This window comes from Sphingobium sp. 15-1 (assembly GCF_013375535.1).
Taxonomy (GTDB): Bacteria; Pseudomonadota; Alphaproteobacteria; order Sphingomonadales; family Sphingomonadaceae; genus Sphingobium; species Sphingobium aromaticivastans.
On the sequence record NZ_JABXJG010000001.1, the window covers coordinates 2511350 to 2525944 of the forward strand.

19 protein-coding genes are annotated in these 14595 nt (G+C 64.7%); 3 read left to right on the forward strand and 16 right to left on the reverse strand.

Features of this window, described 5'->3' with window-relative positions:
- The first annotated feature begins 3 nt into the window (after positions 1 to 3).
- The gene (locus HUK72_RS11970) at positions 4 to 750 is read left to right on the forward strand and encodes a YggS family pyridoxal phosphate-dependent enzyme (protein WP_176596962.1); all 747 of its coding nucleotides are present in this window, start codon (positions 4 to 6) and stop codon (positions 748 to 750) included.
- Here HUK72_RS11970 and HUK72_RS11975 read toward each other — a convergent pair.
- Both HUK72_RS11975 and pdeM read right to left on the reverse strand, forming a co-directional pair.
- Entirely contained in the window at positions 728 to 3520 is a 2793-nt protein-coding gene (locus tag HUK72_RS11975) for a TonB-dependent receptor (protein WP_176596963.1), read from the reverse strand. The genes HUK72_RS11970 and HUK72_RS11975 overlap by 23 nt on opposite strands.
- Before the next feature lie 190 nt (positions 3521 to 3710).
- Positions 3711 to 4370 (reverse strand): ligase-associated DNA damage response endonuclease PdeM, encoded by a 660-nt coding sequence (gene pdeM / locus HUK72_RS11980; RefSeq protein ID WP_176596964.1) that lies wholly within the window; start codon positions 4368 to 4370, stop codon positions 3711 to 3713.
- A 64-nt stretch (positions 4371 to 4434) separates the two neighbouring features.
- On the opposite strand from pdeM, the gene HUK72_RS11985 reads away from it, so the two are divergent.
- A complete protein-coding gene (locus HUK72_RS11985; protein WP_176596965.1) occupies positions 4435 to 5274 on the forward strand; it encodes a rhodanese-related sulfurtransferase in 840 nt (279 codons plus the stop codon).
- Between the two features lie 170 nt (positions 5275 to 5444).
- Here HUK72_RS11985 and HUK72_RS11990 read toward each other — a convergent pair whose 3' ends face one another.
- Genes HUK72_RS11990 through HUK72_RS12005 form a run of 4 tightly spaced genes read right to left on the reverse strand, consistent with a single transcriptional unit; the run spans position 5445 to position 7488 of the window.
- Complete coding sequence (locus HUK72_RS11990; RefSeq protein ID WP_176596966.1) at positions 5445 to 5705, reverse strand: hypothetical protein; 261 nt, start codon at positions 5703 to 5705, stop codon at positions 5445 to 5447.
- Positions 5706 to 5711: 6 nt separating this feature from the next.
- Positions 5712 to 6422, reverse strand: a complete 711-nt coding sequence (locus tag HUK72_RS11995) for a M48 family metallopeptidase (RefSeq protein ID WP_176596967.1) — start codon at positions 6420 to 6422, stop codon at positions 5712 to 5714.
- Positions 6403 to 6828: a YcgN family cysteine cluster protein gene (locus tag HUK72_RS12000; RefSeq protein ID WP_176596968.1), complete on the reverse strand. Its 426-nt coding sequence runs from the start codon at positions 6826 to 6828 to the stop codon at positions 6403 to 6405. The genes HUK72_RS11995 and HUK72_RS12000 overlap by 20 nt, the downstream gene beginning before the upstream one ends.
- A 3-nt stretch (positions 6829 to 6831) precedes the next feature.
- The gene (locus HUK72_RS12005) at positions 6832 to 7488 is read right to left on the reverse strand and encodes an SCO family protein (protein WP_176596969.1); all 657 of its coding nucleotides are present in this window, start codon (positions 7486 to 7488) and stop codon (positions 6832 to 6834) included.
- A 47-nt stretch (positions 7489 to 7535) separates the two neighbouring features.
- Here HUK72_RS12005 and HUK72_RS12010 point away from each other — a divergent pair, with 47 nt between their 5' ends.
- Positions 7536 to 8159 (forward strand): ankyrin repeat domain-containing protein, encoded by a 624-nt coding sequence (locus tag HUK72_RS12010; RefSeq protein WP_255325678.1) that lies wholly within the window; start codon positions 7536 to 7538, stop codon positions 8157 to 8159.
- A gap of 165 nt (positions 8160 to 8324) precedes the next feature.
- On the opposite strand, the gene HUK72_RS12015 is transcribed toward HUK72_RS12010, so the two are convergent.
- The 10 genes from HUK72_RS12015 to HUK72_RS12060 all read right to left on the reverse strand — a co-directional run bounded on the left by HUK72_RS12015 (position 8325) and on the right by HUK72_RS12060 (position 14595).
- On the reverse strand, positions 8325 to 8819 hold the full coding sequence (locus HUK72_RS12015) for an MmcB family DNA repair protein (protein WP_176596971.1): 495 nt from the start codon (positions 8817 to 8819) through the stop codon (positions 8325 to 8327).
- 102 nt (positions 8820 to 8921) lie between these two features.
- Positions 8922 to 9572 (reverse strand): cell wall hydrolase, encoded by a 651-nt coding sequence (locus HUK72_RS12020; RefSeq protein WP_176596972.1) that lies wholly within the window; start codon positions 9570 to 9572, stop codon positions 8922 to 8924.
- A gap of 174 nt (positions 9573 to 9746) precedes the next feature.
- Positions 9747 to 10058, reverse strand: a complete 312-nt coding sequence (locus HUK72_RS12025; protein WP_176596973.1) for a DUF1491 family protein — start codon at positions 10056 to 10058, stop codon at positions 9747 to 9749.
- Between the two features lie 28 nt (positions 10059 to 10086).
- Positions 10087 to 10647 carry a PaaI family thioesterase gene (locus HUK72_RS12030; RefSeq protein ID WP_218035955.1) on the reverse strand — a complete coding sequence of 187 codons (561 nt, stop codon included), beginning with the start codon at positions 10645 to 10647 and terminating at the stop codon, positions 10087 to 10089.
- On the reverse strand, positions 10556 to 11023 hold the full coding sequence (locus HUK72_RS12035) for a PTS sugar transporter subunit IIA (RefSeq protein WP_176596975.1): 468 nt from the start codon (positions 11021 to 11023) through the stop codon (positions 10556 to 10558). Before HUK72_RS12035 ends, HUK72_RS12030 begins: the two co-directional genes overlap by 92 nt.
- Positions 11024 to 11150: 127 nt before the next feature.
- A complete protein-coding gene (hpf, locus tag HUK72_RS12040; RefSeq protein ID WP_176596976.1) occupies positions 11151 to 11747 on the reverse strand; it encodes a ribosome hibernation-promoting factor, HPF/YfiA family in 597 nt (198 codons plus the stop codon).
- Between the two features lie 97 nt (positions 11748 to 11844).
- Positions 11845 to 12537: a DNA polymerase III subunit epsilon gene (gene dnaQ, locus HUK72_RS12045; protein ID WP_176596977.1), complete on the reverse strand. Its 693-nt coding sequence runs from the start codon at positions 12535 to 12537 to the stop codon at positions 11845 to 11847.
- 33 nt (positions 12538 to 12570) lie between these two features.
- Entirely contained in the window at positions 12571 to 13164 is a 594-nt protein-coding gene (coaE, locus tag HUK72_RS12050; RefSeq protein ID WP_176596978.1) for a dephospho-CoA kinase, read from the reverse strand.
- A gap of 19 nt (positions 13165 to 13183) precedes the next feature.
- Positions 13184 to 14005, reverse strand: coding sequence for a shikimate dehydrogenase (gene aroE, locus HUK72_RS12055; protein WP_176596979.1), 822 nt, complete (start codon positions 14003 to 14005; stop codon positions 13184 to 13186).
- Positions 14002 to 14595, reverse strand: coding sequence for a nucleoside triphosphate pyrophosphatase (locus HUK72_RS12060; protein WP_176596980.1), 594 nt, complete (start codon positions 14593 to 14595; stop codon positions 14002 to 14004). The genes aroE and HUK72_RS12060 overlap by 4 nt, the downstream gene beginning before the upstream one ends.

Sequence of the window (14595 nt, forward strand, 5' to 3'; positions counted from 1 at the left end):
CGCATGACGACCGACAGCATCGAAGCCGCAAACCGGCTGGCCGCAAATCGACTGGCAGACGTGCGCGACGCCATGGGCCGCGCCGCGCGCCTGACCGGCCGCACCGCCGACGACATCACCCTGATCGCCGTATCCAAGACTCAAGGAATGGACGCCATCCGCCCGCTGATCGCGGCAGGCCAGCGGGTCTTCGGGGAAAATCGCGTGCAGGAGGCGGAAAGCAAATGGCCGATCCTGCGGGAAGAATGTCCCGACCTGAAGCTGCATCTGGTCGGTCAGCTCCAGTCGAACAAGGCCGCCGACGCCGTCGCGCTGTTCGATGTCATCCATTCGCTCGACCGTCCGTCGCTGCTGACCGCGCTCGCCAAGGCGATGGATGCGGCGGACCGGCGCGTCCCCTGCTATATCCAGGTCAATATCGGGGCCGAGGAGCAGAAAGGCGGCTGCGCCATTGCCGACACCCCCGCGCTGATCAAGGCGGCGCGAGCAGCCGATATACCCCTGCTCGGCCTGATGTGCGTGCCCCCCGCGAATGTCGAACCCGCGCCCTTTTTCGCGCTGCTCGCCAAGATGGCGCGGGAGGAAGGACTGGAACGGCTCTCCATGGGCATGTCGGGCGATTATGAAACGGCGATCATGCTCGGCGCCACCGACATCCGCGTCGGCACGGCCCTGTTCGGGGAGCGCCCTGCCGCCCGCCCGACGCCGGCGAGCGGCAGGGGCATGATCAGAAACTCCCGCGCAGGGTGATGCCATAGGTGCGGGGGTCGCCCAGATAGGCGGAGATCAACTGGTTCGCCATGACATTGCCCGGCCGCCCGAACTGGCCGATGGTGGATTGGTCGGGGCTGCTCGACTGGAGCGGGCTGCTGAGAGCGACCTGGGTATAATCCTGGTTGAAGATATTCTGACCCCAGAATTCCACCGCCCAGCGCTGCTGCGGGCCGCGGATGCCGACGCGGGCGTTGAACACCGCATAACCGTCCTGCCGCTTTTCCGGGAACAGGTCGGAGCCGGTATTGAAGTCGCTGCTCATGCGCCCGTCGACATAGAAAAGCGCCGACAGGCCGTTGGAGCCCAGCGGCGGCGTCCAGGACGCGCTGACCGTCGTCACGACCTCCGGCGCCTGGGAGTTGATCGATCCCGGCAGCAGGAACAGCGCAGGATCGAGCGGCACCGCCCCATTGCCGCTGCCCACCAGCCGGTTGGCGAATTTGGCGCGGGCATAGGTGAACCCCCCGGCGAAGCGGACGTTGCGCACCGGCGTAGCCGACAGTTCCAGCTCCACGCCCTGGCTGATCAGGCCCGGCCCGACATCCCCGCTGGCGCAGGTCCGCGCCGCCGTCAGCGCACTGTCGCAGCCGTTGATGTTCTGGACGACGAAGCTGGTGCCGTTGAAGGTGTTCAACTGGAAATCCTTGAACTCCTGCCGGAAGACGGCGATGTTCGCGCTCCATTTGGGCCGGGTATATTTCAGGCCGACTTCGAACGCATCGACCTTCTCCGCGGCGAAACGCAGGCTGGTCACGTCGGCGTCGCTGCGCGGCGCGAACACGGCGGGCACCGGATTGAGGCCGGTCGATCCCAATTGGAAGCGGTCGAGATTATAGCCGCCCGCCTTATAACCCTTCGAATAGCTGCCATAGACCAGCAATTCGTCGACCGGCTTCCATGACAGGACGGCGGTGCCGGAGAATTGGCCGTCGCTCATCTTGTCGTTCAGATTGAGCGCGCTGAGCCCCGTCGAACCATTGCCAAGACAACCCAGAGTCAGGATGCCCCCGGCCAGCGCCGCGGCCCGTCCGAACAAGGGCTGCCCCGTGGCGGGATTGATGGTCGTCGCGATCTCATACAGATCGTTCGTCGCGCCGGGGGTTCTGGCCTGAAGCAGCGGGCAGATGGCATTGTCGTTGTTCAGGTCGGCGCTGAACCGCTTGGTCTCATGCGTGTAGCGCAGGCCCAGCGTCAGATCGAGCCTGCTGGTCAGATGAACGATATTATGGGTGAACAGCGCCCAGTTCTCGCTCTTCTGGAAATAGCGGCTGTCGAAATCGCCCACCGTACCGGCGCTGCCGATGCTCGCCAGCCGGGTGAGATTTCCCGTCAGGATCGGCACGAGCGGCGCGGGAAGGCCGCCATTGACAAGCGCTTGGCCAAGACCGGCCAATCCCAGCGGCGAGGCGCAATTGGGCGCCAGCGCCAGCAGCGCCGAGGGTTGCGCATCCGCGCCCGCCATCAACCGGCACGCCGCGAACCGGCCATAATCCGCGCCGAAGCGGATATTATCCTCCAACGTCAGCTTCTCATGCGCATAATAGCCGCCGACCAGCCAGTCGAGCACGCCGTTGAAGGCGGAACCCTGCGCCCTGAGTTCCTGGGTGAAGGTTTTGAACTGGCGATAGGTGTTGGGATCGCGATAGACCAGGTCGGCACCGCTATAGTCGTAATCGCCGTAATCCCGGCTCTTATAATCGCGATAGGCGGTGATGCTGGTCAGCTTGGCGCCGCCCAGATCGTAATTGATCTCGCCCGAAACGCCCCAATCCTTGAGCTTGCTCACATAATCGCGGCCGGGCGTGATGGTGAGGTCGCGGTCATAGGGATCGGCGGCGAAGACGCTGCCCTGCCGGGACAGGATGGTGACGATGCGGTTGGACGGCGCGGTCCTGTAGCCCCCGCCCGCCAGCGGCAGTCGTTCGCGCGTCTCGATATAGGCGGCGCCGCAGCAGCTTTCGTCGCGATGGGTATAATCCCCGATCAGGCGGATGGAGAGCGCGTCATTGGGTTCGAACAGCGCCTGACCGCGCAGGAAATAACGGTCGCGATCATTGGTGTCCCCGACCTTGGCGCCGCTGGCGTTCACCAGATCGTAGAAGCCGTCGCGCTTCGACCAGACGCCGTCCAGGCTGAGCGCCAACTGGTCGCTGACCGGCCCGGTGATGCGGCCCGCCAGACGCCAATAATCATAATTGCCGTAGGTGATCTCGGCCTTGCCCGCGAGTTTGAACTCCGGCGCCTTGCTGATGATGTTGATGAGGCCGGCCGAAGCGTTGCGCCCGAACAGCGTGCCCTGCGGCCCGCGCAGCACCTCGACCCGCTCGATCTCGCCCAGTTCGTTGAGGCCCGCGCCGGTGCGCGAGCGGTAAACGCCGTCGATGAACACCGCGACCGAGCTTTCCAGCCCTGGATTGTCGCCCACCGTGCCGATGCCGCGGATGCGCGCCGACGCATTGGCCTCCGTCCCCGTGGAGGACAGCAGCAGCGAGGGCGCCAACTGGTTGAGCGCGCGGATGTCAGTCGCGCCGCTATTCTGCATCGCCTGCGCGGTCACGGCGGACACGGCGATCGGCACGTCCGACAACGGACTGGCGCGCCGGGTGGCCGTGACGATGATGTTGACGCTGTCCGGATCGACCGCGGTTCCGCTTTCCTGCGCCGATGCGACCGGAACGCTGCTGCCCAATGCGATGCCACTCCATGCGACGACACTGGCAGAAATCAGCCAAAGGCTCTTATGCATGATGATGCTCCCTCTCCTCATCCGCGCGACTTGCCGCCGCGTCGATATTATCGTGCCGACTATGCTGACACAGCAGGGCGAAGGCAAGATAGCCGTGATTTTCTAAGCCCTTGGCTGCCCGCTGCGACCAGATTTTCATTCCCTGTTGCTTAACGGCGACAGTTTAAATTCCGGTTTCCGTTACGGTCCGTTATGCGATCGGAAATCGCAGCAGCCGGCCGGCCACCGGCACCAAAGCGGCCGCGCCCGCGCCCATGACGCGCTGAATCTCGCTATGACCGGCGTCCAGACCCCCGGTCAGCGCGCCCAAGGCAGGCAATATCAGCTTGGTGCGCGATCCCACGAAGCAGCGCCGCGACACATGGCGGCCCCGCACCGACAGGCGGAATTTGGGATGGAAATGGCCCGATATTTCGGGTCTGGGATCGGCCGGGTCCGCCTCATGCCGCAACCAGACGCCGTCGACCTGCATGTCCGCGCAGCGTTGCCCGCCCGGCGTCTCCGCCATGCCGACATCGTGATTGCCGGTGATCCACACCCAGTCGAGCCGCCCGGTCAGCGCCGCCAACCGCGCCCGCGTCGCCTGGTCGAGCCGCGCCGCACCATCGGCATCGTGGAAACTGTCCCCCAGCGACCAGACCGCCCGCGCGCCCGTCCGTTCGACCAGCATCTCGATCATGTCCAGCGTCGCCCGGCTGTCATGCGGGGGCAGAAACTGGCCGAAGCGGGCATACCAGCTCGCCTTCTCGAAATGCAGATCGGCCACCAGCAAAGCCGAGCGCGCCGGCCAGAACAGCGCCGCTTCCGGCAGCGCCATAAATTCGTGACCCGCGAACGAAAGGGGAACCATGACCTGCCTATGCGCCCTTGTCCTGCGGCTTTCAAGAGGGCGGCGAAGCGGCTATGGGCGCACCATGGAGTCCGCTTTCACCATCGCCGCGCTGTACCGCTTCGCATCCTTTGCCGATCCGGATGCGATTGCCCGCGACTTGCGCCTGCTTTGCGCGGATTTAAGCACATGCGGCACGCTGATCGTCGCGGGCGAAGGGATCAACGGCACGGTCGCGGGGAGCGAGGCGGCGATCGCGGCGCTGGTGGCGCATATCCGCGCCCTGCCCGGCTGCGCGGACCTCGATGTCAAATATGCCCAAAGCGATGAGGCGCCCTTCGCCCGGATGAAGGTGAAGGTGAAGGCAGAGATCGTGACCTTGGGCGCGGGCGACCTCGATCCAGCGCATCAGGCGGGCATGCATCTCGATCCGGCGGAGTGGAACGCCCTGATCTCCGATCCCGACACCGTCATTATCGATACGCGCAACGCCTATGAGGTGTCGGTCGGCAGCTTCGCGGGCGCGATCGATCCGGGCACCCGTTCCTTCCGCGATTTCCCCGGCTGGTTCGACGATTTTGCCGGAAAGCTGCGCGAGGAGGGCCGCACGCCCCGCATCGCCATGTTCTGCACGGGCGGCATAAGGTGCGAGAAATCGACGGCGCTGGTCCGGGCGCGGGGCTTTGACGAGGTCTATCACCTGCGCGGCGGCATATTGCGCTATCTGGAGGAAATGCCCGAGGCGGACAGCCGCTGGCAGGGCGATTGCTATGTCTTCGACGAGCGCGTGGCGGTAGGGCATGGGTTGAAGGCAGGCGATTATATCACCTGCCGCGCCTGCGGGTTGCCGCATGTGCGGGACGTTGCGCACGATTGCGCGGCGGACGGTTCGGGCGTTTGGCCGCATCGGGATCGAACCACATAACGCTGTGTTCCCGCAGAGCAGACAGGATTTGCTTGCCCAATGCCGTCATGCTGAACTTGTTTCAGCATCCATTTCTCCCCAAATGCCAAGGTTCTTGGGGCGCGATGGATGCTGAAACAAGTTCAGCATGACGACGGTATAATTGAGCATCTGGTTGAATGCCGTTGCGGCTAAACGGGCGCCTCCACCAGTTCCGCTATCTCGAACGCATAGCTTTTCCAGCCGCGCATCCGGGCACCTTCTTCCGCCGCCGTCCGCTTCTTCTTCGCCTCCGCCAGCGAACGGCTGTGGCCCCAGAAGACCTCCGTCTTGCCATTTTCCAGCATCGCGACGATCCGCCAATAGTGCGTGAAGGCATCCGCCGTCGGCCCGATGGTCTTCACATAGCCGTCCGGCATCGTCGCGGTCAGATAGCGCTTCTTCCTGGCCATGCGCCTTCAGCCCATGAAGCGATGCAGCGCGGTCCCATGGGCGCGCAGCCAGGCCCGCGCAGGCCGGGGGTCTTCGCCCAATATCCGCTTGTGCGCCGCATGGAAGGCCGGGCTGTGATCCATGTGCAGCAGATGCGCCAGCTCATGCGCCACGGTCGCCCGGCGCACCTCCGGCGGGCAGAGGATCAACCGCCAGCTATAGCGGATCGCTCCGCTGGAGGCGCAGCTCGCCCAGCGGCTGCGCGGATCGCCAATGCCAACCGACGCCACGATCAGTCCATTGTCCCGCGCCATCTCATGGCTTTCGGTTTCCAGCACCGCCTTCGCCCGCGTCTTCAGCCAGCGCAGCACGCGCGATCCCACTGATTCCGCCGCCCCGCCGAGCAGCAACCGTTCGTCCTCCAGCCAGATCGTACGGGATGCGCCTTCAACCCAGCAAATGCGCACCTCCCGCCCCTCCAGCGGAAAGACGGCGCCGTCGCAAAGCGTCACTTGCGCCGGCTGCCTCGCCATTTGCGACCGGACCCAGCCCTCATGCTCCTGCGCCCAGCCGAGCGCCCGCTTCAGATTGGCGCGTGTAGGCAGCGAGAGCCGCAACTCGCCCCGCGCTTGATCCAGCGACAATCGATAGGCCTTAGCCCGCGCCGACCGGCAGACCCGCACCGGAACGGCGATGCCGTCGATCAGGATTTCGGCGTCAGAGCTCTCTGTCGACAAGATGGTTTTCCCAATCGCCAGCGTCGGCTTCCGCAATGGTCCAGCCGCGCACGGATTCCTTTGCCCGGTGCACCGCCTCCCGATCGCCGCAGATCAGATAATGCCATTCCGGCAATGGCTTGCCCTCCCCGCGCAGCCGATAGGAGCAGGTGCGCGGCAACCAGCTTATCGTCTTCACCTTGGCGGGTGTCAGCCGCACGCAATCGGGAACGAAACGGCGGCGTTCCTTATAATTGGTGCACTGCCCGCTATGCCGGTCGAGCAACTGGCAGGCGACATTGGTGGGATAGATGCGCCCGGTATCCTCATCCTCGGCTTTGTGCAGACAGCATTTGCCGCAGCCGTCGCACAGCGCTTCCCACTCCGCGCGATCCAGTTTGTCGAGGGGCTTTTCCCAGAAGTCCAACCGTCACTTCACCCATTTTTCGAGGAAGGCCGTCACCTTTGCAGGATCGCCCTCATCCGCATCCGGCGTCCCCGGATCGTCCACCGGCACCAACGCGACCGGCGCGCCATCGCCCCCGAAGAGATAGGGCGTGCGGCTGTGGCTGACCAGATAGCCGCTCGCGCCCTTCGTCTCTTCCTTATTGTAGAGCACGACGAAATCCTTCGCCACCTTGGCGATCTCGTCCGGCGTGCCGGTCAGGCCGATTAGGCGGGGGTGGAAGGCCGCGACATAGGTTTTGAGGACGGCGGGCGTGTCCCGATCCGGATCGACGCTGATGAAGATCGGCTGGACCTTTGCGGCGAGCGCCTGTTTATCCTTCTCGAACTTCGCGAAGCCCTGCATGATCCGTTGCAGGTCGACCGGGCAGACATCGGGGCAATAGGTGTAGCCGAAATAGACCAGCCGATATTGGCCCTTGAAATCCTCCCAGCGGACCTTCTTCCCATCCTGATCGGTCAGGGTGAAGGGCGCGCCGATGCTCGCTCCATGCAGATCGCCCTGGGCGCTTTCATCGCCGCTTGATGCATTGCCCCCGGCACCCATATTACAGGCTGCCAGCAGGGCGGTCAGCGGCAGGGCGAGCGAAATCAGCGCTTTGTTCATGGCGCCGCCAGCCATGCCCTGCTATGGCCCGATTTGCAAATCCCAACGGGGCTATGGACAAAATGACAGGACGTTTTCCGGCTTGGATGGGCGTTGGCCGTGCCGCCGCTTTGGCCTTGGCGCTGCTGTCGCCGGTCGCGGCGCAGGCGCAGTTTTCCGACAATTACAATTTTCTGAAGGCGGTCAAGGATGCCGACGGGCAGAAGGTGACCGACCTGATCCAGAAGCCGGGATCGACCGTCATCAACAGCCGCGACGTGACGACGGGCGACACCGCGCTGCATCTGGTCGTCGCCCGGCGGGACAATACATGGCTGACCTTCCTGCTCGCCAAGGGCGCGAACCCGAACCTCACCGACAATAATGGCAACACGCCGCTGATGGACGCGGTGCAGGCCCGGTTCGAGGAAGGGGCTCGCAGCCTGCTCACCTATAATGCCCAGGTGGACAAGGCCAATGGCAGCGGCGAAACCCCGCTGATCCGGGCGGTGCAATTGCGCGATGTCGGGCTGGTCCGGCTGCTGGTGGCGCAGGGCGCCAATCCCGACAAGCGCGATAGCATCGCGGGCATGTCGGCGCGGGACTATGCTGAGCGCGACGCGAGAACGCCGGGACTGGTGGAAGCGCTGAGCGCGGCGAAGACCAAGACCGCGCCCAAGGGGCCGGTGCAGGGGCCGGTGTTCTGATTTCGGGCAATTACAGGCACCTTGTAGGCCGTCACCCCGGGCTGGACCCGGGGTCCCGCTTTTCTTCCGAAACCGCACCTAGCCCAAGGCAGCGGGACCCCGGATCAAGTCCGGGGTGACGAGACAGGGAACGGCAGGAAACCACCCATCTCCGTCAAAGTCCGACTACCACCCCAGTTCCGCGGCATGATCCGGGTCCGCCAGCGCCGTCAGCCGCCTGGCCGCCCGCCTCGCAAAGCGCAGCGTTTCCGCCTTGCGCCGCGCCGCCGCCAGCGGCTCCATCGGCGCCGGGCGCACCAGTTCAGCGTCATATTGATCCGCGACGATCAATCCCGTCCGTCCCGGCCATAGCGCCTCGCTCTCGAACAGCGACAGGTCGAAGCCGGACGGCACCGCCCAGAAATAGCGATCGCAAAAGTCGAAATAATCCGGCCATTTCATGTCACCCAGCAGGTCGGCGCGGCTGCACTTGATCTCGACGATGGTGATCCGCCCCGCCCCGTCCAGCGCCATGATGTCGGCGCGCCGGCCATTGGGCAGCGGCACCTCCAAAATCCCGCTCATGTCGTGTCGGAAAAACAGGCGCAGCGTCCCCCGCGCCACGGCCAGCGCCGTGCCGTCGGTCAAGGGCGAACAACTGTCGGACAGATCGGATTCCATACCTTCCCTTTAGAACGGAAAGGGAACAAAAGAAAAGGGCCGATTCGGCAGACACCCGAACCGGCCCTTCTTCACCCCCTTCGCGCCGGGCGCGAAAGCGTATCAGCGATAGAAGATATGATTGTCGATCGCGGCGAGCTGACGCTTGCCCCAGCCCGGCGAAACGCGGCGGGCGTGGAAAAAGAGCGCACCCTCAGCCTTGCTGTCCCAGCTATCGTCCATCGCGATCTGGGCGATGGCGACAGCTTCGCGCCAGCTTTCGCTGCCCAGACGGATCGACGGCATGCCATTGCCGCGCACGAAGCTGAACTGGCCCGGCTGGTACACGACGCCGCACAGGCTGTCGGCAAAGCGGCCGGACTTGGCGCGGTTGATGATGACGCGGGCGACGGCCAACTGGCCTTCCAGGCTTTCGCCCTTGGATTCGAAATAGACGGCGCCGGCCAGGCACTTCATGTCGCCTGCAACATCCTCGGGCGCGCCTTGCGCATCCACGAGGGCGGCGAGATTGTCGGCCTTCACATCGTCGCTGTCGGAAAGGGGAGCCAGCGGCTGCGCGATTTCACGCGGCGCGGCGAAAGTGACGGCGGGCTTGGTGCCGACCGAAGGAGCTGCATTCAGCTCCGAAGTCCCGGTGAGGGACGTGACCGACGGAGCGGCTTCGGAAGCGCTCGACATATCGGCCGCGGTGACCGCCGCGGTGGCGGAAAGGGCAAATGCCGCGATGATCGCAGCCTTTAGACGAAAACTCATTACAGCTCAAAATCGTGCGGTTATTGGCCGGGGACGTCAAAACCCCAAAACACCGACGTCCGGCCGCCCCCCGTCTGCGTGTTTACCGCATCCGCCCCCCATGGACGAAAACCGGCAACCTGCGCGTTGAAAGCGTTGGAGGCCTGTGCCCACGCGCGGGAAATGAGTCAACGGTTAACAGATCGTTTCAGCGGCGAACCGTTCCGCATCCGCGATGTCGAGTTCAATGACCCACAGATCGGGGTCCGATCCGCGCCGGCGCGCAAGATATTGAGCCATGGCCTCTACCCCCTTTTCCGGGTCCGGGCCGCAGCGGGTGAGGCTATAGCCGCCCGCAAAGTCAGAAACGCGCTCCAACAGGCCTAGTTCCCGGCCTTTTTCAAGCGCTTGAATCAGGATCACGCCGCTGATCTCATCGCCCTTGACCAGCACCGTGGCAAATCCGCCCTCTGCGGCGCTGCGCCGCACCAAGGCGCCGACCAGCATCGCGCTGGTCAGCCGGGCGCCGGATCGGTCAGCCGGCATAGCCCGGCAGGGAGGATAGCGGAAATTGCGACCGCATGAAGGTGCCGGTGCCGCGCCCGACCTCCTCACCCTCGGCATCGATCAGGCTGGCTTCCGCGACATAGACGCGCCGCTTGCCGCTGATCCAGCGTCCTTCGGCGCGGATGCGGCCCGGCCCGATCGGGCGGGTGAACAGCAGGTTGAAGCTGGTCGTCAGCAGGAAACGGTCGCTGACCAGGCTGTTGGCGGCGTAGAAAGCCGCATCGTCCAGCATCTTGAAATAGACCGTGCCATGCACAGCGCCCGCCGCATGGAATTGCGTCTCATCCACATCGAAATGGATGATCGATCGCCCTTCTTCCGGCACGACCAGTTCCGACTGGAACAGCCGGTTGATCGGCGCGGAGCGGTAGAGATTCTCCAATGCCCGGAAATGCGCCGCCTCCCCGCTGGGCGAGGCGCCGCCACCGGGCCCGGAATCAGGCTGCGTCACGCGCCTCGCCACCGGCGAGCAAGGCGTGGAGCGCCGCCGCCGACTTGGCGCCGCGCAGCCGGGCGACCTGTCCCTCATCCCGCAAATAGCGGGACACGCGCGCCAGGGTCTTCAGATGTTCGGCCCCGGAATCGACCGGCGAGAGCAGCGCGAAGACAATATCGACCGGCGCTTCGTCCACCGCGTCGAACGACACCGGCGGATCGAGCAGGACGACCACGCCGCACATCTTCTGCAGGTCGGGAATCTTCGCATGGGGAATCGCGACTCCGCCGCCGAAGCCGGTCGACCCCAGCTTTTCGCGTTCCAGCAGCGCCTCGGCCACCAGATCGGCGTCGAGGCCGTAGGCTTTCGCCGCCAACGCCGCAACCCTCTGAAACAACTGCTTCTTGCCGTTCACCGAAAGGGCCGTGCCCAATGCATCCGGTGCGACGATATCGTTGAAATGAACCATGCCGAATCCCAGCCGAGCCGCGCCCAGCTTCGGAAAAATGACGCAATGCCCGGATCTTTAAAGTCCGGCCCCATAGGCCGCCAGCCGATCAAGGTCAACCAGCGGCCAAGGGCAAGCTATCAGCGCATCAACCCAGGCGCGGTTCCACCCAGCCGATGGTCCCGTCATGCCGGCGATAGACCATATTGTAGGCGGCCGTCCCCGCATTGACGAACAGCAGCGCGTTGGTGTTGCGCAGGTCCAGCATCATCACCGCGTCGGAAACGCTGGCTTCGGGAATGTCGACGCGGGTTTCCGCCACGATCAGCGGTGCTTCGGCCGGTTCCTCTTCATCGGCCAGGGAAGCGAAAATCGTATAGCCCGCGCCGTCCAGTCCATCGGGGCCAAAGCCGTTGGACCGGCTGGCTTCGGCGGCGGCGGCCTGGGCGCTGCGGTCCTTCAGGCGGCGCAGATAGCGGCGCAACTGCTTCTCGATGCGCTCGGCGGCCTGTTCGAAGGCGGGGTGCGCCTCCTGCGCCTCGCCGGCGCCCTTCAGGATCAGGCCCGTCATGACATGGCAGACGATGTCGCAATGGAAGGCGCCGTGCGGGGCCGGCCGGAATGTGACCTGGGCGGAAAGCGCGCGGGAGAAATATTTCTCGGCCATGGCCTCCAGACGGGTCCAGACATGCTCCTTGAGCGCGTCACCCGTATCGACCTGATGCCCGGAAACACGAATATCCATATGCCTTCTCCTTATTCTTGCCGGACCGCCCGGGATTGGCGACCCGGTTGGCATGGAGGCCGTGAAGGCAGTGCATCCCGAAAGGGGACGGCTGTAATCAGGCCTCCTCAAGCCAGAGCGGCTTGTCCAGCGTCGCGACGAACGCTGCATGCCTCTCCAGCTCCTCCGCGCTGGCCGTAAAGACGCGCGCGGGACGAACAGGGCGAACCGCGACTTCCGCCGCAAGTTCCATATTTATAACGAGTTTCTCTTCCTCCTGTGCAAGACCGAGGCCGATCTGACGGCCGCCGGTCAGTTCAATGTAAAGCTGGGCCAGCAATTCGGCGTCGAGCAACGCGCCATGCTTGATGCGATGGCTGCGGTCGATGCCGTAGCGGGTGCAGAGTGCGTCCAGGCTGTGCTTGGCGCCGGGATGGAGTTGCCGGGCGATGGCGACGGTGTCGATCATCCGTTCCATCGACACTTCGGGCAGGTTGCATAGCTTCAGTTCGTGATTGAGGAAGCCGAAGTCGAAGCGCGCATTATGCGCTACCAGATGGCTGTCCTCCAGAAAGGCCAGCAATTCCGCGACTCCCGCCGAAAATAGCGGCTTGTCCCTCAGGAATCCGTCCGACAGCCCATGAACCGCTTCTGCCGCCGCAGGCATGGACCGCTGCGGATTATAATAAGCGTGGAAGGTGCGGCCCGTGGGCACCCGGTTGAGGAGCTCAATACATCCGATTTCGACCAGGCGATCGCCTGAGGCAGGGTCGAAGCCAGTCGTTTCGGTGTCGAAAATAATCTCGCGCATCGCCCTCTACAACGACTCTTTCGGGACTGTCCCTTATCGGACTCTCTTCGCGCCAAGGCAAGCGACCAAGCGGCGAACCTGGAAGCGAGTCTCTGCGAAGGTGGTTCCGGTGTGAATGATATAGTCAGCCCGCCGCCGCTTTTCAGCATCGGGTGTTTGCAGATGGACAATCCGGCGGAATTTGGCGGCGGTCATGCCGGGGCGCGCCAGGACGCGCTTGCGCTGCTTCCAGGCGGGGGCGGTGACGACGATGACTCCGGCCAGCTTGCGGTAGCCATGGGTCTCGAACAGCAGCGGAATGTCCAGCACGACGAATTTCCGGGACCGATGGCGACGCAGAAACGCCTTGCGACTCTGCTGCACGGCGGGATGGACGATGGCTTCCAGCGCCTTCAGCTCCTGAGGATGGCCGAAGACCGCCGCGCCCAGCTTTGCGCGGTCCACGCCCTTGGGGCCGGTGGTGCCAGGAAAGCGGGCCTCTATGGCGGGCAACAACGCCCCGCCCGGTCCCTGAAGCCGGTGCACTTCGGCATCGGCGTCGAACAGGGGCACGCCTTCGCGCCGCAACATGGCGGCCACGGCGGATTTGCCCATGCCGATGGAGCCGGTGAGGCCGTAAATCTTCATGCCATAATCTTCATCGATCTCAGGCGGCGAGAAGCAAGGCGCGCAATTCCTCGTCCCGCTCGCGCGGCGCTTCGGCATCGAAGAAGATGTCGAAGGCCAAAGCGGCCTGTCCGATCAGCATTTCCAGCCCGTCGAGGGCCTTCAATCCCCTCGCCCGCGCCGCCTTGAGCAATAGCGTCTCCAGCGGCGCATAGACGATGTCATAGACGGTCGCGTCCGTGGCCAGGGGCGAAAGATCGAGATCCAGAACCGGCTGGCCCACCATGCCGAGCGAACTGGTGTTGACCAGCAGATCGGCCTTGGGCAGCGCATCCGCCATGCCGATCACCCGGCCCTGGGTTCCCGCCCGGTCGAGCAGCGCCTGGCCTTTCGCCGCGTCGCGGGCCATGACAGTGATGTCAGGCACGCCCAGACTCATCAGCGCGAACAGGATCGCCCGCGCCGCGCCGCCCGCGCCGACCAGCACCGCGCTTTGCCCTTTCCATTTGTCGCGCAACAGCGGCTGGAGGAATCCGCCCGCATCGGTGTTGGTGCCGATCAGCGGCCCGCCCGTTTCGCTCGCGATGGTGTTCATCGCGCCGATCCGTGTCCGAACGCCGCCCGGATCGTCGGTATAATCCATCACCGCAATCTTGTGCGGAATGGTGACGTTGCAGCCCAGCCAGTCGGGATCGGCCCGCCGCGCCAGGAAATAGGCGGACAGCCCCTCGCTGGTCACATGGGTCTTCTTATATTCCGCCTCGATCCCCAGCGCATCGAGCCAGAAATTGTGGATCAGCGGCGATTTGCTGTGCGCGATCGGGTCTCCGATCACTTCGGCATAAGGGAGCTTGTCGGTCATGACGCCAGAACGCCCCGGACGCGCAGAAAGTCAAGCAAAGGCAGCAGCGGCAGGCCCTGAATCGCGAACTGGCTGCCTTCCACCTTCGCGAAAAGCTGCGCGCCCGGCCCCTCTATCCGGTAGCAGCCGACGCACCAGCGGCATTCTTCCCAATCCGCGTCGAGATAGGAGGCGATGAAGGCGTCCGACAAAGAGCGCACGGTCATCCGCACCCGCTCGATATGCCGCCAGATTGGTTCGCCGTTCAAGGCGATCACCGCCGCGCTGTGGAGATGATGCACCCGGCCGGAGAGCCGTTTCAATATGCGCTCGGCATCGGCGCGGTCGACCGCCTTGTCGACCATCGCGCCGTCATCCAGGCTGAGGGTCTGGTCGCAGCCCAGCACCAGCCCGCCCGGCACCCGCCGCGACACGCGCAGCGCCTTCAGCTCCGCCAGGGCATCGGCCAGTTGCCGGGCATCCAGCCCGGCGGCGCGCAGCGCTTCCTTGGCCGCTTCCTCATCGACGCCGGGGGACAGGGCCTCGAACGGCACCTGCGCCGCTTCCAGCAGCGCCCGGCGGCTCGCGCTTTGCGATGCCAGCACGATCAT